The 21,510-nt window shown below is 34.5% G+C and carries 21 protein-coding genes; 6 read left to right on the top strand and 15 right to left on the bottom strand.

The window, feature by feature from the left end:
• Window positions 1-85: 85 nt before the first annotated feature.
• From gyrA to yaaA, 4 genes are all read right to left on the bottom strand, one after another.
• Window positions 86-2,665: a DNA gyrase subunit A gene (gyrA, locus tag RWM19_RS01760; RefSeq protein WP_313982994.1), complete on the bottom strand. Its 2,580-nt coding sequence runs from the start codon at window positions 2,663-2,665 to the stop codon at window positions 86-88.
• Between the two features lie 17 nt (window positions 2,666-2,682).
• Window positions 2,683-4,611, bottom strand: coding sequence for a DNA topoisomerase (ATP-hydrolyzing) subunit B (gene gyrB, locus RWM19_RS01755; protein WP_314776540.1), 1,929 nt, complete (start codon window positions 4,609-4,611; stop codon window positions 2,683-2,685).
• Between the two features lie 65 nt (window positions 4,612-4,676).
• Complete coding sequence (gene recF, locus RWM19_RS01750; protein ID WP_313982990.1) at window positions 4,677-5,768, bottom strand: DNA replication/repair protein RecF; 1,092 nt, start codon at window positions 5,766-5,768, stop codon at window positions 4,677-4,679.
• Window positions 5,768-5,968: a S4 domain-containing protein YaaA gene (yaaA, locus tag RWM19_RS01745; protein WP_028078761.1), complete on the bottom strand. Its 201-nt coding sequence runs from the start codon at window positions 5,966-5,968 to the stop codon at window positions 5,768-5,770. Before yaaA ends, recF begins: the two co-directional genes overlap by 1 nt.
• 243 nt (window positions 5,969-6,211) lie before the next feature.
• On the opposite strand from yaaA, the gene RWM19_RS01740 reads away from it, so the two are divergent.
• Window positions 6,212-6,628, top strand: coding sequence for a pyridoxamine 5'-phosphate oxidase family protein (locus tag RWM19_RS01740; RefSeq protein WP_294020626.1), 417 nt, complete (start codon window positions 6,212-6,214; stop codon window positions 6,626-6,628).
• 96 nt (window positions 6,629-6,724) lie between these two features.
• Here RWM19_RS01740 and RWM19_RS01735 read toward each other — a convergent pair whose 3' ends face one another.
• The 4 genes from RWM19_RS01735 to dnaA all read right to left on the bottom strand — a co-directional run bounded on the left by RWM19_RS01735 (window position 6,725) and on the right by dnaA (window position 10,072).
• Entirely contained in the window at window positions 6,725-6,916 is a 192-nt protein-coding gene (locus RWM19_RS01735; protein ID WP_294022699.1) for a helix-turn-helix transcriptional regulator, read from the bottom strand.
• A gap of 3 nt (window positions 6,917-6,919) precedes the next feature.
• Window positions 6,920-7,249 (bottom strand): hypothetical protein, encoded by a 330-nt coding sequence (locus RWM19_RS01730; protein ID WP_313982987.1) that lies wholly within the window; start codon window positions 7,247-7,249, stop codon window positions 6,920-6,922.
• A gap of 179 nt (window positions 7,250-7,428) precedes the next feature.
• Window positions 7,429-8,550 (bottom strand): DNA polymerase III subunit beta, encoded by a 1,122-nt coding sequence (gene dnaN, locus RWM19_RS01725; RefSeq protein ID WP_294022701.1) that lies wholly within the window; start codon window positions 8,548-8,550, stop codon window positions 7,429-7,431.
• 148 nt (window positions 8,551-8,698) lie between these two features.
• Entirely contained in the window at window positions 8,699-10,072 is a 1,374-nt protein-coding gene (dnaA, locus tag RWM19_RS01720) for a chromosomal replication initiator protein DnaA (RefSeq protein WP_294021978.1), read from the bottom strand.
• A gap of 476 nt (window positions 10,073-10,548) precedes the next feature.
• On the opposite strand from dnaA, the gene RWM19_RS01715 reads away from it, so the two are divergent.
• Window positions 10,549-10,785, top strand: coding sequence for a hypothetical protein (locus RWM19_RS01715; protein ID WP_313982983.1), 237 nt, complete (start codon window positions 10,549-10,551; stop codon window positions 10,783-10,785).
• Between the two features lie 42 nt (window positions 10,786-10,827).
• Here RWM19_RS01715 and RWM19_RS01710 read toward each other — a convergent pair whose 3' ends face one another.
• From RWM19_RS01710 to RWM19_RS01680, 7 genes are all read right to left on the bottom strand, one after another.
• The gene (locus RWM19_RS01710; RefSeq protein ID WP_294022703.1) at window positions 10,828-11,751 is read right to left on the bottom strand and encodes a 2-dehydropantoate 2-reductase; all 924 of its coding nucleotides are present in this window, start codon (window positions 11,749-11,751) and stop codon (window positions 10,828-10,830) included.
• A 15-nt stretch (window positions 11,752-11,766) separates the two neighbouring features.
• Window positions 11,767-12,828: a PTS sugar transporter subunit IIC gene (locus RWM19_RS01705; RefSeq protein ID WP_294022704.1), complete on the bottom strand. Its 1,062-nt coding sequence runs from the start codon at window positions 12,826-12,828 to the stop codon at window positions 11,767-11,769.
• 184 nt (window positions 12,829-13,012) lie between these two features.
• Complete coding sequence (jag, locus tag RWM19_RS01700; protein WP_313982979.1) at window positions 13,013-13,654, bottom strand: RNA-binding cell elongation regulator Jag/EloR; 642 nt, start codon at window positions 13,652-13,654, stop codon at window positions 13,013-13,015.
• Complete coding sequence (locus tag RWM19_RS01695; RefSeq protein WP_294022182.1) at window positions 13,654-14,562, bottom strand: YidC/Oxa1 family membrane protein insertase; 909 nt, start codon at window positions 14,560-14,562, stop codon at window positions 13,654-13,656. Before RWM19_RS01695 ends, jag begins: the two co-directional genes overlap by 1 nt.
• 20 nt (window positions 14,563-14,582) lie before the next feature.
• Window positions 14,583-14,915: a ribonuclease P protein component gene (rnpA, locus tag RWM19_RS01690; RefSeq protein ID WP_313982976.1), complete on the bottom strand. Its 333-nt coding sequence runs from the start codon at window positions 14,913-14,915 to the stop codon at window positions 14,583-14,585.
• Window positions 14,916-14,958: 43 nt separating this feature from the next.
• On the bottom strand, window positions 14,959-15,093 hold the full coding sequence (rpmH, locus tag RWM19_RS01685) for a 50S ribosomal protein L34 (RefSeq protein WP_006525253.1): 135 nt from the start codon (window positions 15,091-15,093) through the stop codon (window positions 14,959-14,961).
• A gap of 144 nt (window positions 15,094-15,237) precedes the next feature.
• Complete coding sequence (locus tag RWM19_RS01680; RefSeq protein ID WP_294020878.1) at window positions 15,238-16,014, bottom strand: M15 family metallopeptidase; 777 nt, start codon at window positions 16,012-16,014, stop codon at window positions 15,238-15,240.
• A gap of 124 nt (window positions 16,015-16,138) precedes the next feature.
• Here RWM19_RS01680 and RWM19_RS01675 point away from each other — a divergent pair, with 124 nt between their 5' ends.
• From RWM19_RS01675 to RWM19_RS01660, 4 genes are all read left to right on the top strand, one after another.
• Window positions 16,139-17,080, top strand: coding sequence for a hypothetical protein (locus tag RWM19_RS01675; RefSeq protein WP_313982973.1), 942 nt, complete (start codon window positions 16,139-16,141; stop codon window positions 17,078-17,080).
• The gene (gene pth / locus RWM19_RS01670; protein WP_294025746.1) at window positions 17,080-17,661 is read left to right on the top strand and encodes an aminoacyl-tRNA hydrolase; all 582 of its coding nucleotides are present in this window, start codon (window positions 17,080-17,082) and stop codon (window positions 17,659-17,661) included. The genes RWM19_RS01675 and pth overlap by 1 nt, the downstream gene beginning before the upstream one ends.
• 163 nt (window positions 17,662-17,824) lie before the next feature.
• On the top strand, window positions 17,825-21,217 hold the full coding sequence (gene mfd / locus RWM19_RS01665) for a transcription-repair coupling factor (protein WP_399553437.1): 3,393 nt from the start codon (window positions 17,825-17,827) through the stop codon (window positions 21,215-21,217).
• A complete protein-coding gene (locus RWM19_RS01660) occupies window positions 21,207-21,488 on the top strand; it encodes an RNA-binding S4 domain-containing protein (RefSeq protein WP_294020874.1) in 282 nt (93 codons plus the stop codon). The genes mfd and RWM19_RS01660 overlap by 11 nt, the downstream gene beginning before the upstream one ends.
• Window positions 21,489-21,510 lie beyond the last annotated feature (22 nt).

Genomic DNA, 21,510 nt, shown 5'->3' with positions numbered 1-21,510 from the left:
ATTAAAACTTCTGCATTTTGCTACGGAAGTTTTTTTATACTCAAAAAGAAAAGGACAGAGTGATAAATTCACTCTATCCTATTTTTTATTCTTTTGAATCAGAATCTGTTACTTCTTCATCATCGTTATCAATGATATCTTCATCATCTGATGTATCTTCAAAGACACCTTCATCTAATACTTCGTTATGAGAGATATCTACTACTTCTGAATCTTCCTCTGGTTCAAGTATCGCTACTGATGAGACAATATCATCCTTCACATTAATTACCTTCACACCTTGTGCAGAACGGCTATATACAGATACCTGGTTGAGAGATATACGGATTACAATACCGCCAGCAGTCATAATCATGCAGTCTTCATCGCCTCTTACAGCACGCATACATACAAGCTTACCGGACTTCTCTGTTACGTTAACTGTCTTAACACCACGTGCACCACGGCGTGTCATACGATAATCAGCTAACGCAGACTTCTTACCAAATCCATTTTCTGTAATCGTTAAGATATATTCACCTTCAAGATTTGTTGCTAGACCAATGACATAACCACCATCAACATTGAATCCCTTCACACCACGTGCTGTACGTCCTAGAGGACGAACTGTGTTTTCAAGGAAACGAACTGCCTTACCATTTGAACCTGCAATGATAATTTCCGCATTGCCATCAGTACTTCTTACGAATGCAAGTTCATCATCTTCATTCAACTTAATCGCAATCTTACCGTTCTTATTGATGTTTTCATATTCATCAAATGTAGTACGTTTGATGATACCTTGCTTAGTAACAAAGAATAAGAACTTGGAATCATGGTCTTTACTATATGGCACAAGAGCACGAATATTCTCTGTCTTATCCATACTAATTAAGTTGATGGCAGGAATACCCTTACTTGTTCTGCTAAATTCAGGCACATTATATCCTTTGATACGATATACTTTACCCTTATCTGTAAATACTAATAAGTGGTCATGGGTAGACATACTGATAAACTGATCAATAATGTCATCCTTATGGAGTTCCATACCCTTGATACCCTTACCACCACGGTTTTGTACATGGTATGTATCTGTTGTTAAACGTTTAATATATCCGTTTGAAGATAACGTAATAATAATGTTTTCAACAGGTATCAAGTCTTCATCTTCTACATCAGCGATTGCGTCAATAATCTCACTACGACGTGGATCATTAAACTTCGCTTTCACTTCACTCAATTCATCACGAATAATTTGTAATACTCTTGCATGGTTAGAAAGAATATCCTGGAAATCCGCAATCTTTATTAATAAATCTTGATATTCATTTTCAATCTTTTCACGTTCAAGACCAGTTAGTCTTCTAAACTGCATATCTAAGATTGCCTTTGCTTGAATCTCATCAAGTCCAAAGCCTTCCATCAAACGTGACATCGCTTCATTAGGATCACGAGAATCACGAATTGTATGAATGATCGCATCGAGATTATCGACCGCAATACGTAAACCTTCTAAGATATGTGCACGATCTTGTGCTTTCTTTAAATCAAACTGTGTACGACGTACGATTACTTCATCTTGGAATGCGATATATCCCTTTAGAAGATCAATCATACTCGCTTGGCGAGGAACACCATTGAATAATACAACGTTATTTACACCAAAGTTAGATTGTAGAGGAGTAGAGCGATATAACTGATTTAACATAACATCTGGTTGAACATCTTTACGTAATTCAATTACAACACGAATACCATCCATATTAGATTCATCACGTAAGTCAGTAATACCTTCAATTACCTTATCTCGAACTAGAGTTGCGATTCTCTCTACCAAACTAGCTTTATTTACCATGTAAGGTAATTCATAGACTACGATACGAGATTTGCCATTTGGCATTTCTTCAATCTTTGTCTTAGCACGCATAATTACTGATCCACGACCAGTTTCAAATGCCTGACGGATACCTGATCTACCTAAGATATAAGCACCAGTAGGAAAGTCAGGACCCTTCATGTAATTCATGAGTTCAGTCGCTGTAATTTCCGGGTTATCCATAACCGCAAAAATACCATCGATTGTTTCTCCTAAGTTATGAGGCGCAACATTCGTTGCCATACCTACCGCAATACCAGAAGAACCATTTACGATTAAGTTTGGATAACGTGATGGTAGAACTGTAGGTTCTTTTTCTTGACCATCATAGTTATCAACCATATCAACTGTATCTTTTTCAAGATCACGTAACATTTCAACCGCAATCTTAGACATACGTGCTTCGGTATAACGCATCGCAGCTGGATCATCACCATCCATCGAACCGAAGTTACCATGTCCATCAACTAATACAGTTCTCATATTCCATGGTTGTGCTAAATAAACTAACGCACCATAGATAGAAGAGTCACCATGTGGGTGATATTTACCCATCGTATCACCGACAATACGTGCACTCTTACGATATGCCTTGTCTGGTCCGATGTTCATCTCATGCATAGAGAATAAAATTCTTCTCTGTACAGGTTTTAAACCATCACGTACATCTGGTAATGCACGTGATACGATAACTGACATCGAATACTCCAAAAAGTCACGACGAATTTCTTTTGTTAATTCTGTTTCTGTAATATGTCCAGGATCAAAATTACTTTCGTCAAATTCCATAAAATCATCTAAAGCCATTGTAATTTATCTCCTTTCTAAATATCCAAGTTTTCCGCAAAGTGTGCGTTTTCTACAATAAAGTTCTTACGTGGTTCAACTTCTTCACCCATCAACATTGTAAAGTTATAGTCAGCTGCTTCCGCATCACCAACTGCAACTCGAATCAATGTACGATTCTTAGGATCCATTGTCGTTTCCCACAACTGTTCCGGATTCATTTCACCTAATCCCTTATAACGTTGAATACTGAGACGATCGCCTAGTTCACGTTTTACTTCTTCTAACTGGTTATCCGTATATGCATACCGCACTGTCTGACCCTTTTGAACCTTATAGAGTGGTGGTTGTGCAATATAGATATAACCCTGTTCCAATAATGGACGTAAATAACGGTAGAAGAATGTCAATAACAATGTACGAATATGTGCACCATCGACATCGGCATCGGTCATAATAACAATCTTGTGATAACGTAACTTCTCAAGATCAATTTCTTCACTCACACCACAACCAAAAGCGGTAATCATAGATCGAATTTCCGCATTCTCATAAATACGAGATTGTCTAGCCTTTTCTACGTTTAGAATCTTACCTCTTAACGGTAGAATTGCTTGAAAGTGTGAATCTCTTCCCTGTTTTGCGGAACCACCGGCTGATTGTCCCTCGACGATATAGATTTCACAGATAGACGCATCTTTCGATGAACAATCTGCTAACTTACCAGGAAGTGGACTTACTTCTAAAGCACTCTTTCTTCTTGTTAATTCACGAGCCTTCTTTGCAGCCATACGCGCTTGTGAAGCTAACGCAACCTTTTCTAAGATAGCTTTTGCTTCATCAGGATTTTCCATTAGATAACGTTCTAATTGAGTACCAAAGATATCTGAAACAATCTTACGTACTTCAGAGTTACCTAATTTAGTCTTTGTCTGTCCTTCATATTGAGGATCTGGATGTTTCACGCTAATAACAGCAGTTAAACCTTCGCGACAGTCATCCGTCGTAAGATTATCATCCTTCTCTTTTAAGAATCCTGTATCACGCGCATACTTATTAATGACACGATTTAACGCAAGACGGAAACCTTCTTCATGCGTACCACCTTCAGCAGTATTGATATTATTACAGAAAGTATAAATATTAGGATTATAACCATCGTTATACTGACATGCTACTTCTACCTGGATATTATTTTCATAACCTTCACTATAAATAATTTCATGATTTATAACTTCGCGATTACGATTTAAGAATTCAGTATATTGTTTTAAACCACCATCAAACTTAAATACATAATGACGCTTAGATTCATCTTCTTCACGTAAATCATTAAACTTTAAGCAGATACTCTTATTCAAGAAAGCTAGCTGACGTAAACGGTCACGTAAAATGTCATGTTCATATACAACTGTTTCTGTAAAGATTGTTGGATCTGCTTTAAAGCGAACTGTGGAACCATGCTTATCCGTAGGACATGTTCCCTTTTCCACAAGAGTTCCTACAGGATGACCACCATTCTCAAAACGAATATAGTATTCTTTTCCATCATGGAAAACACTTACTTCTAACCAACTACTTAATGCATTTACAACAGACGCACCTACACCATGTAAACCACCAGACACTTTATAAGCGCCACCACCGAATTTACCACCAGCGTGTAAGACAGTGAAAATAGTCTCAATTGTAGACTTACCTGTTTTTTCATGAATACCAGTAGGCATACCACGACCATCATCTTCAACTGTAATAATATTGTCTTTATCAACAGTTACAGTAACCGTTGATGCATACCCAGCCATTGCTTCATCGATACCATTATCAACTATTTCCCAAACTAGGTGATGTAAACCCTTTGAAGAAGTTGACGCGATATACATACCTGGTCTTTTACGTACAGCTTCCAAGCCATCTAAGACCTGAATATCAGAGTCGTTATAAGTGTGGGTAACTTTCATATCCATCTCTTGTCCTAATACAAGTTCACTGTCTTCAGATACTTCCGTTACCTGCTCTAATTTATCGCTCATTACTTACCTCCTGTAAGTGGAAAGATTTTTCCACCTTCTATACGAAATTCCGTCATGTCTGCATGTTTCAGAAAATCAGGAATTTCTGTCGTCGTGATAATGCATTGAAAATCACGCTGTACCATTTGTAATAACTTCTTTTGACGACTGTAATCTAGTTCACTTAACACATCATCCAAAAGTAGAATTGGTTGTTTCTTAGTCATTAACTTAATGTAATTTAGTAAAGCTAATTTAAACGACAACATTACCATTCTCTTTTGACCCTGACTTGCAAAGTAAATTAAATTTTGATCATCCATCTTAAATATCAAGTCATCTAAATGAATACCAACTTTTGTAATATGATATTCCATATCTTTCTGACGTGATTCTCTATGAATCTCTAGAATCTTCTCTTCTAATTCTTCTATATCCTCAACGAAAGTTTTATACGTAACTTCAAGTTTAATTTGACTACCTGATAACTCCTGATAAATCTTAGAAATCACAGATTGAATTACTTCAATAAACTTTCTTCTTTCACGGATAATATGTGCTTCTACCTTAGCCATTTGTTCATCTAAAATATCTAAATAATTGAAATCAATTTTTTCACTCTTTAACAAAGCATTTCTATCTTTCAGATACATTTGATATTGATTTAAAGATAATAGATATTTTGTAGAAACCTTAGTGATTTCTTGATTCATCACACGTCTTCTCTCTTTCGGTTGATCATTAAAAATTCTAAGATCATCTGGTGAGAATAAAACAACATTTAACAAACCAATAAATTCACTACTCTTTTTAAGTGGTCTTTTGTGAATCATAAGAGTTTTTCCATTCGGATGAATGATAACTTCAATATCTTTTTCATTTGTATCCACAAATTTACAATCAATCCCCGCAAACATCTCATCATTACGAATCAATTTCTTATCATCCACGATACGATGTGATCGAGTTAATGAAAGATAAACTAAACTCTCTAATAGATTTGTCTTTCCCTGTGCATTTGCGCCAGTGATTAAATTGATACTTGGATTAAACTCTATATATGCATTCTCATAGTTTCTAAAATTTCTTAATTGGATATTTTTGATATACATTAGAAAACCACATAAGTCTTTCCTTCAATTTTTACTTTGTCGCCTGGATAGAGTTTTCTACCTCTACGATTCTCTTTTTCACCATTCACAACAATATCCATTTCCTTAATTCTTAGCTTTGCTTCACCACCGGTGGAAACAATACCAGAGAGTTTCATAAATTGCTGTAAAGTAATGTATTCTGTTGTGATTTTTTCCATCGTAAACTCCTTCATAAAAACCTTAAAAAAACTAAAATAATTATATCATAAAAACCACAAAAAATCCTTTATACAAAGGCATTTGTGAACATTATTTATATCAAAAAATTAAACCTAAAATTACTACAATTTTTTGAAAAAAAGACTGTTATTTTTCTTTTATTTATATCTCAATTTTAAAGGATTAGAAATATATGACATTTATTCTATATAATTAAAATATCAAAAAGGAGATCTTCTTAAATGAATATAAAAACTGAATTTTTGAAAATTATGGCTGAACAAACAGAGATAGCATTAGCAACTTCGGTAAATAATGTTCCAAATGTGAGAATAGTAAATTATTATTTTGATTCAAATGAAAATATACTTTACTTTTCTTCTTTTAAAGGAAACGATAAAATCAAAGAAATAGAATCAAATCCACATGTAGCATTTACAACAATTCCTCACTCAGGAAATGAACATGTCAAAGCTAAAGGAACAGTTAAACAAAGTTCTAAAACTATTTTTGATGTTGCTGATCAATTTATTGCTAAAATCCCAGATTACAAAAATACTATAGAGTTTGCAGGAAAATCATTAATACTATTTGAATTAAAATTTGATACAGCTATAGTAACAAAAGATTTACATACAATTAAAACATTAAAACTATAAATTATTACAAGTATAAAAAAGACTGTGAAATCTATTCAAATATTTTTCTATAGATTTCACAGTATGTAAATTATTTTACTTATCATGATAAATATCTTAATCTAATGAGAAAATATCCTCTACATGCATCTTTAATAATTTTGCAATCTTCATTGCAAGTTCAAGTGTAGGGTTGTATTTATCATTTTCTATCGCGATAATTGTTTGTCTACTTACATCTAACATTTTCGCCATATCTTCTTGTCGTAATCCTGCAGCTTTTCTTAATTGTTTAATTTTATTTTTCATATTTTATGCCTTCTTAAAAAAATATGTTCCAATAGCTAATACAACTACAATTACTACAACAGCAGTAATAATGGATTGTAAAACTTTATTTGGCTCTTTATATTCTTCATCACCGTCAATCATGGCATGTTTCATTGCCAGCTGAGAGAATCCTTGAACACATAATGATAAACATAGAATAAAACAAGGAATCATCTCAAGTTTTACTCCATTTGCGATTTTCTGGTAGATATTAAATAAAGTCCATCCAGATAGAGATAATAGTGCAAATTTATAACCCCATGCTTGTGATTGTAATTGGATATTTCTATCCATCTCATCTAATTTTTTCATATTATTTTTTCTCCTTTTAATGATAGAAAGCTTTCTTTTGTTTTGTAAAGAACTCTTTACATTTTTATTATAATTTGTCAAAACATAATGTCAATACTTCTTTACATTTAATTTTTATAAAACATATAAAAACCCAAGAAATTATCATTTCAATAATCTTTCTTGGGATAAATATTAAATTAGTTATAAGTTCTAACTGGAAGAACAAGTTGTAAGATAGTAGGATCTTCTTCACTGCTAAGAATAAATGGTCTCATTTCCCCTACAAATTCAATCTTTAATTTATCTCCTCTAATTGATCTAGCAGCTTCCATAACATAGTTACCTGAGAAACTAATATCTAGAGGTTCACCAGTAAATGTACCAACTAATGTTTCATGGGATTCACCAATTTCCTGGCTCTTATTCGTTAATACAATCTCATCAGTAGAACATTGTAGACGGTTAATTGTCATATTATCTGTCTTAATGAAGGTTGTACGGTCAATTGCGTGAATTAAATCACTACGACTTATTTCTAATGTATATTTGAATTCTTTAGGAATTAATCGATCTGTTTCTGGATATCCACCATCTAATAATCTTGTTTGTAAAATCATATCTTCATTTACAAATTGTGCTTTCTTATCATTCAAGTAGATTTGAATTTCACCATCATCACCAATCATTGTAGCCTTTACTTCATTTAAAGATTTAGAAGGAATTGTGACATTGAAACAACTATCAGAACTTGTAAATGGAATAGTCTTCTTTGCTAAACGATAAGAGTCAGTAGCTGTGCAGCATAATGTATTATCAGAAAGATGGAAGTTAACACCTGTTAATACAGGTTTTGTTTCCTTGATGGAAGTCGCAAATGTTGTTTGTTCAATAATATCTGACATAATATTAGAAGATATCACAACAGAGTTTGCAGGTTTTGAAAAATCAATTGTAGGATAGTCATGTGGATTCATACCATTGATTTTAAATACAGCTGAATTACCTGAGAACTTAGTAAGAGAACCATCAATAATTTCAACATGAATTTCTTCACTATCAATCTTACGTACGATTTCTAGTAAGTATTTAGATTCAATTAAAATAGATCCTTCTTCTAAAATATTTAACTTATTCTTATCGTTTGATGTGATTGTACGTTGGATTGAAATATCCGCATCACTACCAGTCACAACCATTGATTTATCTTTAACATCAATCTTTAATCCTCTTAAAGATGTCTGTGGAGAATTTGGTGAGATAGCTCTTGATACTAACTGTAATGTGTTATAAAACTCTGTTTTGGAAATTGTTAAATTCATATTTTTTCTCCCGTGTATTTAAAGTATTTTAAGTATTTATTCTTATTAAGTATGTGGATAATGTGGAAAACTCTTAGAAAGCCTTTATTTACAATACTATTTTAGCATTGTAACATGTTATTTTACAGTGGATAAAATTGTGAATAAATTATGCTTTCAAGTAATCTTCAATTTCTTTTACTGCTGCAGACATTGCTTTATCTTTAGCAATTTGTGATTCAACTTTCGTACATGCACTAATGATAGTCGAGTGATCTCTACCACCAAACTCTTCACCAATCTTAATATAAGAAATATCGAGTAATTTACGACATAAATAGATAGAAATATGTCGAGCATTCGCAATATTCTTTGTACGTGTTTTTGAAGTAACTTGTTGTCTTGTTAAGCCATAATAATCTGCGACAACTTTGATAATTTTCTTTGGAGATAAACCAGTCTTGTCGGATACAACAGATTGATTCTTTAATGCATTCATGATTGTATCAAAACGAATACATCCTCCATCTGGTTGGAATTGAATTGCATAGAATAATACACGATTCCAAGCACCTTCTAGGTCTCTGACATTTCCTGAAAAGTTAGATGCAATATAATTTAATCCATCTTGATCAACATCTTCAATGGAATAACTACTAGTTTTAATCTTCATTTGAAGAATTGCTAGTGATGTTTCAAATTCAGGAGAATCGATACCAACAGATAATCCGCTAGAAAAACGGCTAATTAAACGATCTTCAAGACCTTTAATTTCCTTTGGTAAACGATCAGACGCAATACAAATTTGCTTACGATTATTTACTAATTCGTTATAAATTGTGAAGAATACTTCATGTGATTTTTCTTTACCGGCTAAGAATTGAATATCATCGACGAGTAATAAATCAACAGAATACATATATTGTTTAAATTCATCAATTTTATTATTACGGATTGCATTAACAACTGTTTCAACAAACTTTAGAGATTCTGTATAATAAACCTTTTTAGTAGGATCTACTTTCAATACATAATTGGCAATCGACATTAATAAATGTGTCTTACCCAAACCTGAATTACCATAGATAAATAAAGGGTTAAAGAACTTGCCAGGGCTCATTGCACAAGCTAATGCGGCAGCGTGACTTTCTCGATTACAGTCTCCAACAACGAAATTATCAAAATTACGATCTTTTTGAATTGGTAGTGAAACAAAGTCACTTGTATCAATCTTGGATATAGGTGCAGTTACTACTTTATGAATTGCTAATTCATCTTTCAAATGTACTTCTACAATGAAATTGTGATCTACATTTAAAAGATCGATAAAAGAAGCTTCAATTTCTTTATTTTGGCTTTGAATAATCTGTTTATGAATAATAGATGGTGCTACAATAATAACTTTTTCATCTGTGATTGCATATAAAAAACAAGGTCTGAAAAAATTCTTAATTATAACTCCATCAACTAGTTGGTTATCACTCAAATATTGAAGGAGATTGTCCCATACTTCCTTCAAATATTGTTCATTCCTTTGTTCCATAAAAATCCCCTTTATTAATACGCATTACTATTTTAAGACTCTATTATGGATAAATCTATAGTTAAAATGTTGATAATTTTTTTATCCACAACATAATAATTTAGAAAATATAGTATAGATAAGAAATATAGAGGTTTTCCACAGTTTTCCACAAATTTCAATGTGGATAAAAATGTGGAGAAATTATAGACAATGTTGATAAGTAGAAAAAAGGTGGACAACTTTGATAAAAAATGGGTTATACACAGAATAATGTTTATAAAAAAATGCGATGAATAAAGGATATTTTAGACTTTTCAACAGTTATCCACAATTGTGGATAACCTATGATTGTGGGATGTGAATAAGCTGTTGATAACCCAATACTATATACATTAAATTAAGTAGTTATCCCCAAGAAATATCACAAAACTGATTGAATTTTAAACAATTCGTATTATATTGAAATTAGAAAGGATATAATTGGGAGAAAAAGTATGAAAACTTACTTTAATTGGATCGTTGTCAAAGATAAAAAACAGTATCTTTGGTTACTAGCGTTACCATTAGGCTTACTGAAAGCAATTCTCTTTGATATCCATGATCCACAAATGTTCAATCGTCTCTTTGAGACAGTAATGGTTGTGATGATTTGTGTTTATTTCTTTATTCGTTTTAATTCTTATTCACAATTCTTTAATCCAGATCATCCTAAACCAACAGATGTGAAGTAAAAAGTCCCTGTGTACAACGAAGTACACAGGGATAATTTTTATTTACTTAATTTTTAATACATGTTCCTTTGCATGAATTAAATCTGTAATCATATGGCAATATGGTGTAGAAATACCTAAGGCATCACCCTTTTTAGCAACTGCACCATTGATATAGTCAATCTCAGTTGGACGATGATTCTGAATGAGATCTTGGTGCATCGATGGATAATGAGCTGCAGCTGCTACTGATGTCTTCATAACATAGTCTTTAATTGCTTGTTCATCTAATTTAACGCCTGTAGCTTCACCTACCATTACAAATTCGTGGATAATTGTATCTACGACACGAATTGCTTCCTCACTAGCGAAGAATTCACCAATTGTACAATCAAGTAATGCACAAGTAGAGTTCATTGTGCCATTAACACAAGCTTTACGCCAGATAGATGGTAATACATCTTCATCGTAAGTGACATTTAAACCTGCTTGATTTAATACTTCAACAATCTTCTTAGCAGCTTCTTCACCACTCTTATCGATTGATTGTAAGTTTACAGAGCCCTTACCGATGAGTTTAGCGACACCTGGACCCTTTAATCCAGCTGTCCATACTGTAACACCCATCAAGATATTTTCTTCTGGAATATACTGTTTAATCACATCTTCATGACCTAAGCCATTTAATAAACAAAGTACTTTTGTATTCTTACCAATAATTTGTTTGATGCTTTGTAACATTGATGGAAGCTGCATAGCTTTTGTAAATAAGATAATTAACTCAGCTTCTTTTGTAGCTTCTGTTGGTTCCATGATGGTCATCTTGACACAATCTTCTGTATCACCAACAATCTTTAAGCCATCATTTTTAATTGCTTGAATATGATCTTTCCACATATCCAATAAAACAACTTCATTTCCTGCTTTATGCAATTGATAGCCAAAACGACAACCCATTGCGCCTGCACCTGCGATATAAACAAACATTTTTTATTTCCTCCTTTATCCTTTGAATGTAAAGATTTCTTTCTTATAAAGATGTAATACATCACAACAAACTTTATTTACGATAAATCCAACAACAAATGGCACAACAATCCACGCCACTAACATAATTACAACATTGATATTACCTGCATTGAGTGCAGCCAATGGAGAAACAAGACCAACAAAGCCAAATCCTGCAGATGCTGGGGTTCCAACCATCTGGAAGATAGGTACACTCAGAGAACTAATTGCGGCGGTAATCGCAACTGGTAATCCGATAATAGGATTTGTTAAGAAATTTGGCATCATCATCTTCATCGCACCTAAACCAATGGCGATAGGAACACCAGGTTTATTGACTCTTGCGCATGCCCATACAAGTAAAGCAGCAGCGGAAGCTACACCCATACCTGCGGCAGCAGATGAAATACCTGTTAAACCAATTGCTAAACCAATCGCAACAGTAGAAAGTGGACTAATGATAATAAGTGAGAATGACATCGCAATCAAGATACTCATTAAAATTGGTTGTAATGTTGTAAATGAGTTGATTCCCTGTCCAATCAGAGAAGTAATCATAGAAACGTATGGAAGTGTTAAAGTACCTACCCAACCTACACCTGTTCCAACAATAATCGGAAGGAATACGAGGTTAAGAGAACCAAGTTTAGCACTGATTAAACGAATAACTAGAATTGCTAGAGCTGCTGTTAACATGGTGTTAATAACATCGCCAATACCTGCTAAACGGAAGATGTTTGTAACATTTCCATCCATTGTAACTTCTACAAATTTCCAAGCTCCAGATCCTATATAGGCAGCACCACCTACACAAGAGGATTGAATTGGATTCAGTTTAAACTGCATAGAAATTAAATAACCTGCCATTAAAGGTGTGAAGTACTGGAATACTTGAACAATGTGTAACCAATTGGCAAATAATGGATTTGAAGCGAATGGTTTTAAGAATGTTGCGAGAATTGCATTAGGAATTAACGCGACAACAATTGCGATTGTTGCGCCATTTAAGACCTTTAAAATGAATGAACCTGCTGTCTCCTTTTGCGTTTCAGACATAAAATTTTATCTCCTTTTTAAAATGAATTTATATGGAATTATCATAGGTATTACCGGTAAATACTTGTGATTAATTTCACTAAAATTATTATAAACCCATCACTTTTTTCAAACAAGTAATATATATTTCACTTTGTAAAATTTTATATACGACAATAAAAAAAGAACTCCTTTTAAGGAATTCTTATTCAGACATATTAGGAATTTCTTCCTGAGGTTCATCAGCGACATAACGAATACAGATGTGTCGATAACTTCCTTCACCCTCTGATTCTGTCTTAATGTTATGCCAATCACCTAATACCTTGTGGATGACTTTTCTTTCATCATTTGGCATTGGATCAAGCACTACATCAACCTTTGAACGTTGTACCTGTTTTGCGATACGCTTTGCCATTGAACGAATCTTGTAATAGCGCTCTTCTTTGTAGTGATTGATATCAATTAATACATCAATGCGCTTTTCAAATTCGGCGTTTACAGCAGCACGTAATACAGTATTGAACGCAGCTAATGTCTTACCCATCTTACCGATGAGAATGGCATTGTTATCAGAATTTAGATTGATTACATAACTATCATCTAGTTCCTCTAACGCAACTTCAATATCCAAATCAATATGTGTAAAGAACTCACCTAAGTAATCAAAGATAAATTCTTTTACATCTTCAGAACTAAATACTTTTGCGGATACAGAATTACCAATTCCCAATAATCCTTTTTTCTCTTCCACAACTGTGTATTCTAATTCATCGATTGTAACACCCTTTTCTTCAGCGGCGTTTTGTAGAAGTTCTTCAAGTGTTTTTGCAGTATAGATTTGCATTATCTTAAGCCTTCTTTCTGTGAATTGTTCTCCATGATATTTTGGACAATAATTGTCTTAATAATATCTACGATGTTACGGATGAACCAGAATAAGGACATACCTGATTGCCACATTAAACCGAATGCAAGTACCATAACAATCATGTACATCTGCATCATAACGTTTTGGTTATTTGTAGGTTCTGGCTTACGGTGATGTTTCTCAGCTTCTGCAGCAGCCTTCTTCTTTTGGAAGTACATTGGTAATAATACTAAGATAACCTGTGTAACAGCCATTAATAAGAACAAGATGATGTATGGTAATCCACTTAAATCACCTTTAAATAGTAAGCCGAATGCTTCGCTAGGCTTTACCTGTAAGTTCATTCCTAAGAATGTACCATTGACAACTGCTTCTGCACGTTGGATAGCCATGAACATTGCCATGATGATTGGTAACTGAATAAACTGTACTAACATCATAGAACCAGGGTTAACGTTGTACTTATTCATTAACTGCTGTTGTTCTTGAGCCATACGCATCTTAGATGCTTGATCATCACGACCTTCATATTTACGTTGAATCTTATTTAACTCAGGCTGCAACATTTGCATTCTTTGCATGCCCATCTGAGACTTCAATGTAAATACTGCTAGTAAACCATTTACAACCGCAGTAACGACAGCGATTGCTCCACCTACTGTGATGACTGGTGCTAATTTGTTTAATACCCAGCTGAGTGGCCAAACAAATAAGGCATTAAACCAGTTTTCAGTTTGGAAGATCTCACCAAAAGTTGTGCTTTCGGAAATCAAAATAATGTGTCCGTTAGCATCCTTTGGAGCTGTACAACCTGTAGCTGTCACTACGATTGTCACAATTGCCATCAAGGCAAGTAGTTTCTTTGTACGAGGGGTAAATTTCATATTTTCTCCTTATGTTTCAACTATTTAATTTTAGCCTTTATTAATAGTTTTTCCAAGTTATTTTTATTCTCCTCATAGCTAAGAGAAGAATAGTTGAAGCGGATAATTAAGACCATATCGTAATTTGTATTTTTAAAATCAACCAATTCATGGCACATCATACGAACCTGACGTTTATATAGGTTACGATGTACAGCATTTCCTAACTTCTTAGATACAGAAATTCCAATACGAGATTCATCTCCTTCTTTAGGCTGATGATAGATGACAAATGACTGATTGACGGCCTTTGCCCCCTTTTTAATCATAGATTGGAATTCTTCCGCTTTTTTAATTCGATTCTTTACTTTCATCTCTAACCTCTACAGTAAGAAAAAAACCACCAATGGTGGCTTCTTAAGCAGATAAGACCTTTCTTCCCTTAGCTCTACGTCTGTTGATAACTTTACGTCCACCCACAGTAGCCATACGGGCTCTAAAGCCGTGTGTAGCTTTATTCTTTTTCTTGCTTGGTTGGTATGTTCTCTTCATTCATGCCACCTCCAAATTACTATATATTGAACATATGCTCATAAATAATACTTTTTGAAGTGAAAAATGTCAACGCTAGAATGAAAATAGATGAAAAACTCACTAATTAATTTTTACACATACAAAAAACAAAGTAGAGATTTTCTACTTTGTTATCTGATAAAATTCTTCAAATGTTAAATTGGATCCACCTTGTTCGTACATTGCATTAGAAACATCTGTACCAACATAACGATAGTGCCATGGCATATAGGAATATCCTGTAATATCCTGTTTCTTATCAGGGTAACGTAGGATAAAGCCATAAGAATGTGCATTCTCATATAACCATTTACCAGCAGGTGTATTTGCGAAATCTACAGAGCTTGTACCAGTTGCTGTATCTGTGAAGTCGAGTGCTAAACCTGTTTGATTTTCACTATAACCAGCTTTGGCTGTTGTATCAGAAGCTTCTTTTTCACCCAACTTACTAACACGGTCCTCATAAAGTGTTTGTTGGTCATCATAAGAACGGTATCCTGCAGTTACGTATAACTTAATACCAGCAGCTTCCGCAGCAGAAATCATAGACTTAGCCGCATCACCAACATCTTGGCGGATTTGGATGACATCCGCAGTACTCTGTAAATAAGGGGTAGCTAAGTTTGTTGGCACAAAGTCACGTGATAGAGAGTGATTTTTATCAACCAATACCGTAACACTGGTTGGGTCTGTTAAGTGGGCAGGTAAAGCTGATGCCGTAGGTTCCACCGTTGAAGCAGCTGTTGTAGGCTCTGGAGTAGGTGTTGTCTTCTTTAATAATTCTGGATGACTATTTACATAGACAGCTATGCAGAATAAGCATACAGATACAAGTAATAAGAATTTAAGCAGTGTCGGAACACTGAGAAATCTCGTTTTGATCTTCTTTTCGTTTTCCATAACGTTTTTCCTTTATATATTAAATGTGTATAGGTATTTTACCATATAACAAATGATTCGCAAATTTTGAACAAGTATAGGATTATTCTGTATAATATATAAATAGGTACGGGAGGAATAAAATATGAATCCAGCAAGATTAGTAACATTCGCAATGTATTTTGCAATAGCATATTTAGTAATTAAGATGTTTATTTCATCAAAACGTAATGGCAAAAATAAGATGATTATTGATGCGGTACGTTTGATTAATGAAAAGGATATGTTCTTTAACCGCGTTGATCAATTGATTTCAACAGTGAATGATCCAGAGTTTGCTAATAAAGGACGTGTATTAAAACTTTGGGGATGTGCATATCACCAAGATTTTAGTGAGTTTGATTCTACTTTACAGGAACTAGATATCGATTCTTTAATTGAAGATAAAAAAGGTGTTAAGTCAATCGACACAAATGAAGATTCATTCTTCTACCTATATCTAGCAATTCCAAATGTATTACATCATGTAGGTAGAGATGATTTACGTACAACCATGCATGCAAAGTTACAGCCATATGAAGAAATATTAGGAAATCAACTGTCAAAAGCATTATCAGACCAGTTAGATAAATATTATGATTCTGTTGATGATCGTGGTCAGACATTCTTTGAAAAGTTACTTGAAGGTGACTATGAAGGCTATATCTATTCACGCACAATGATTGGTATCTATAAGAATCTCGCAAACGCTACACTCTATAAGATTTATCAAGACCAAGCCAAGTTTGAACAATTAGAAGAAATGAAGCCTATGTTAGAGCAGTTTGCACAAACAGGTGTAGGTAAGAGATGGATTCAAAGTTTAGATATTACTTTAGATAATACAACGGAAGAACCTGTTGAAAAAGAAGTTGTAGAAAACAAGAAATCTAATTCAGAAGAAAATCTATCTGAGACAATGGTATTAGAGAAGTTAACAGATAGTGATATTGAAAAGCTAGATCAGAAACCATCTGAAAATCTATCCGAGACAATGGTCTTAGAAAAATTAACGGATGCGGATTTAGAAGAGAAGGATAAGAAGTAATGAAGTTAATTGCAGGTTTAGGAAACCCTGGCAAGGAATACGAAAAGACAAGACATAACAGTGGATTTTTAGCTGTGGATAAATTAGCTGAAAAGTTAGGGACTTCCATTACATCTGAAAAGTGGAATGCACTTATCGCAAGTGTTAGAATTAATGGTGAACAAGTAACACTCATGAAGCCACTTACATATATGAATGAATCGGGAAGCGCAATTTCACAAGCTGTAAAATTCTATAAGTTACAGCCAGAGGATATTCTGATCTTACATGATGACATGGATATTCCGGTTGGTGCATTGCGTATTCGCAAGAATGGTTCTGGTGGTGGACAGAAGGGTATGAAGTCTATCATCAACGCATTGGGGACGGACCAAATTGCACGTGTACGTATTGGTGTTGGTCATAGTGAGCCGGGTAATCATGCGAAGGTTCCAGATTGGGTGTTATCCCCAGTTCCAAAGGCAGAACGTGAAGAGTTTGAACGAATCATCTCTATCGCTGCAGATGCGGCCGCTGCTTGGGCCAATGAACCTTTAGATAAAGTGATGAACAAATACAACATCAAAGAAAAGAAGAAGTAAGTTAAATTGCCATGATTTGTGGCAATTTTTTATGTTTTTGAAAAAGACTAGGTAAGTGTTCTTCTGTTTTTCAAAGAGTAATGATGATAAAATAAGAAGACATAAAAAAGGAGATTACTTGAAGAGTTCAATACAGAAAATCCCAAATTGGTTATATGAGAGAATGGTGGATAATCCAGCTGTAAAACTGTTAGATTACGCAAAGTCTCCGATTCCGTATACTTCTTTGATTGAAGAAGCGTTAGTCATTGCGACTTCCTTCCAAAAGAAGCCAAGACCAATTCTGGTTGTAAAACAGAATCTCTATACAGCACAACGTTTATATGAGAGGATTGCAACACTCTTAGATGAAAAAAATTGTGCTCTTTTTGGTGCGGATGAATCGTTACGCGTAGAAGCGATTGCCTCTAGTCCAGAATTAACTGCCCAAAAGGTAGAGACCTTAGCAGGACTATTATCGAATCCAAACCAAGTAGTGATTACTTGTCCATCCGCATTGTTAAGACAATTACCATTTCCGGAAGATTTTAAAGATCGTTGTATCAAGATCCATACAGGTGATACGTTGGACATGCATGCATTCAAACAAAAATTATTATCGGGTGGATATCAAAAGACTTCTCACATTGATCAACCATTAACCTTCGCCGCAAGAGGTGGTATCGTTGATGTATATTCGATTAACTATGACTCTCCAATTCGTATTGAGTTTTTTGATACAGAAGTTGAATCGATTCGCTTCTTTGATGTAGCTACACAAAAAACAGTTGAAAAGATTGAGGAAGTTACTATTATTCCAGCTGGCGATGTATTCTTTACAGATGAACAGATTGAAGAAATCTGTAGTAAATCTGAAGAATTATTATCGAAAGAAAATAAACCAATCTTGGCAGCTGAAATTGAATCAGATTTACATGCATTACGTGAAAAGGTGTTTTCATCCCATATGTATTCCTACATGGCATTACTGTCAAAGACAGCAGGTATCTGGGATTACATGCAAAATCCACTGATTGTTTATTCCGATGAACAGCTCATTCTTGATTCAGCGAAGAAATTAAATGAAGAGACAGTAAGCTACATTCAAGAGATGGTTCAAGAAGAGAAGATGTTACCGAAGTTTGCAATGTGGCATGATATCCACAGTCTTTCAAAGCACGGTAAGAAAGTTGTAGAAGATCCATTTACAGAGAATGTAGTCAATATCGAAGAATTACATATTCCAAATGAAACCCTCGAACAAAAACTGTTATTAATTCATCAACCGATGCCAGTTGTTTTAGCGTTATCGGAAAAAGAAGTTGTAACAGTTATTGATAAATGTGTAGAGATAAAATTACCATATCATTTATTATCAGATGATGAGGAACCTGTTGAAGGTATCAACATCTATACAAATTCCTTTGCGCAGGGATTCTATCTCATCGATGAAAATCTAAAGGTGTATACAGCTGCGGAAATCTTTGCCTATCATCACCACAAAGGTAGATATGAGAATAAGTTCCGTAATGCGGAAGTGATTCATGGTTATGATGAACTTCAACCTGGTGATTATGTTGTCCATGCCCAATATGGTGTTGGACAATATATATGCATTGAAAATCGCGAAATTCAGAAAGTTAAAAGAGACTTCTTGAAGATTATCTATCGTGGTAATACAGAGTTATTAGTACCGCTAGAACAATTCCGCCTTGTGCGTAAGTTTGTATCAAGAGAAGGGGTTGTCCCGAAGTTAAATAAACTTGGTTCTGGTGATTGGGAGAAGACAAAACAGCGTCTTCAAAGTAATGTCGAAGATATCGCAGAACGTTTATTAACACTCTATGCCAATCGTGAACAACACATCGGCTTTGCCTTTTCAAAAGATAATGAGATGACAAAGAAGTTTGAAAATTCCTTCTCTTTTGATTTAACGCCTGACCAAGAAAAGGCAGTAGCAGAAATCAAGAAGGATATGGAAAGTAATAAACCAATGGATCGTCTTGTCTGTGGGGACGTTGGTTTTGGTAAGACGGAGGTATCAATCCGTGCTTCGTTTAAAGCGATTTGTGATAATAAGCAGGTTGCGGTACTATGTCCAACTACTATCCTTGCCGAACAACATTTCCATACCTTCCAAAAACGTTACCAGGAATTTCCGGTTACAGTAAAAGTATTAAACCGTTTTGTTAGTCCAGCTGAACAAAAACAAGTACTAAAAGAACTGGAAGCAGGTAAGGTAGACATTATTATCGGTACACATCGTTTGCTATCCAAGGATGTAAAGTTTAAGGACCTTGGACTACTAGTGGTAGATGAGGAACAGCGTTTTGGTGTTGAACATAAGGAAAAAATTAAAGAACTTAAGAACGGGGTAGATGTATTATCACTCAGTGCTACACCAATTCCACGTACACTACAGATGTCTCTTTTAGGAATTCGTTCATTATCCCTATTAGAAACACCACCATTAAATCGATATAGTGTACAGACTTATGTCGTAGAAAAAGATAAGAATTTAATCCGTGACGCAATACAAAAAGAACTATCACGTAATGGACAGGTATTCTATCTTCATAACAATATTGACCAAATCTATAACATCGCAAGAAATATTCAAAGTCTTGTGCCAGAGTCTAGAGTTGGAATCGTCCATGGTAAACTTGGTAAAGAAGAGATAGAGGATATCATGCAGAGATTTATCGAGAAGGAACTCGATATTCTTGTATGTACAACAATCGTTGAAAATGGAATTGATATTCCAAATGTGAATACAATTCTTGTGGATAATGCTCAGGATTTTGGTCTAGCACAGATTTATCAGATTAAGGGAAGAGTTGGACGTAGTGATCGTCTAGCATATGCATATTTACTGATTCCACCACGTAGACAATTATCTGAGGTTGCACAAAAGAGATTAACCGCAGTCAAAGAGTTTGCTCGTCTTGGCAGTGGATATAAGATTGCGATGCGTGATTTAACTATTCGTGGTGCGGGTGATTTACTTGGCTCAGACCAGTCTGGCTTTATCGATACTGTAGGTATTGATATGTATATTGAGATGCTAGAAGAAGCAATCCAAGCTAAGAAAGATGGTCGCAAACAAGAAGACCTTACACCAAAACCAAAGACCAATATTCAAACAACAAGCTACATCCCTGAAGAGTTTGCGCCAGACGACTTTGATAAGTTGGATATGTATCAACGTATCGACGCAATCAAAGATGAGAAGATGTTAGAAGCCTATAAGAATGATGTCATTGACCAGTATGGTAAACTACCAAAGGAAGTCAGTACTTTATTCCTAAAGAAACAATTAGACTTAGCATTAGAAGAACCGATTGTAGAAAACTATCGTGAAATTCGAGGTCAAACAGAATTAACCTTCTCTCCACTCTTTTCACAAAGAGCGGATGGTGTAAAGCTCTTTGAGAAGATTACAAAGATATCTAAGGATGTGACTTTACGGTATACCAATGGTACAATCATCGTCATCCTACCAAAGAATACACAGAATATTTCCCTGGCAATCAAGATTATTTATGCCGCAAAGGAGTCAATGAGAAATGAGAATTGATAAGTTTTTAAAAGTATCGCGTATCCTCAAACGTAGAACGGTTTCTAAAGAATTAGCGGTGAATCAACGTATCGAAATCAATGGCCGCATTGTAAAGCCAGCACATGAAGTGTTGGCAGGTGATACAGTATCAATTACATTCGGAAATCGTAAACTCACAGTACGTGTATTATCGATTGAAGAAGTTAAAAAGAAGAAAGACGCATCTGAACTTTATGAGATTATCTCGGAGGAAAAGATAGCCGCTCCACTTGAAGTAGAAACAGAATAGTGCTATAAAAACTGTATTGAGG

This window comes from uncultured Solobacterium sp. (genome assembly GCF_963517755.1).
In the GTDB taxonomy this organism is placed as follows: domain Bacteria; phylum Bacillota_I; class Bacilli_A; order Erysipelotrichales; family Erysipelotrichaceae; genus Bulleidia.
This window is presented reverse-complemented; position numbering and strand designations above follow the sequence as displayed.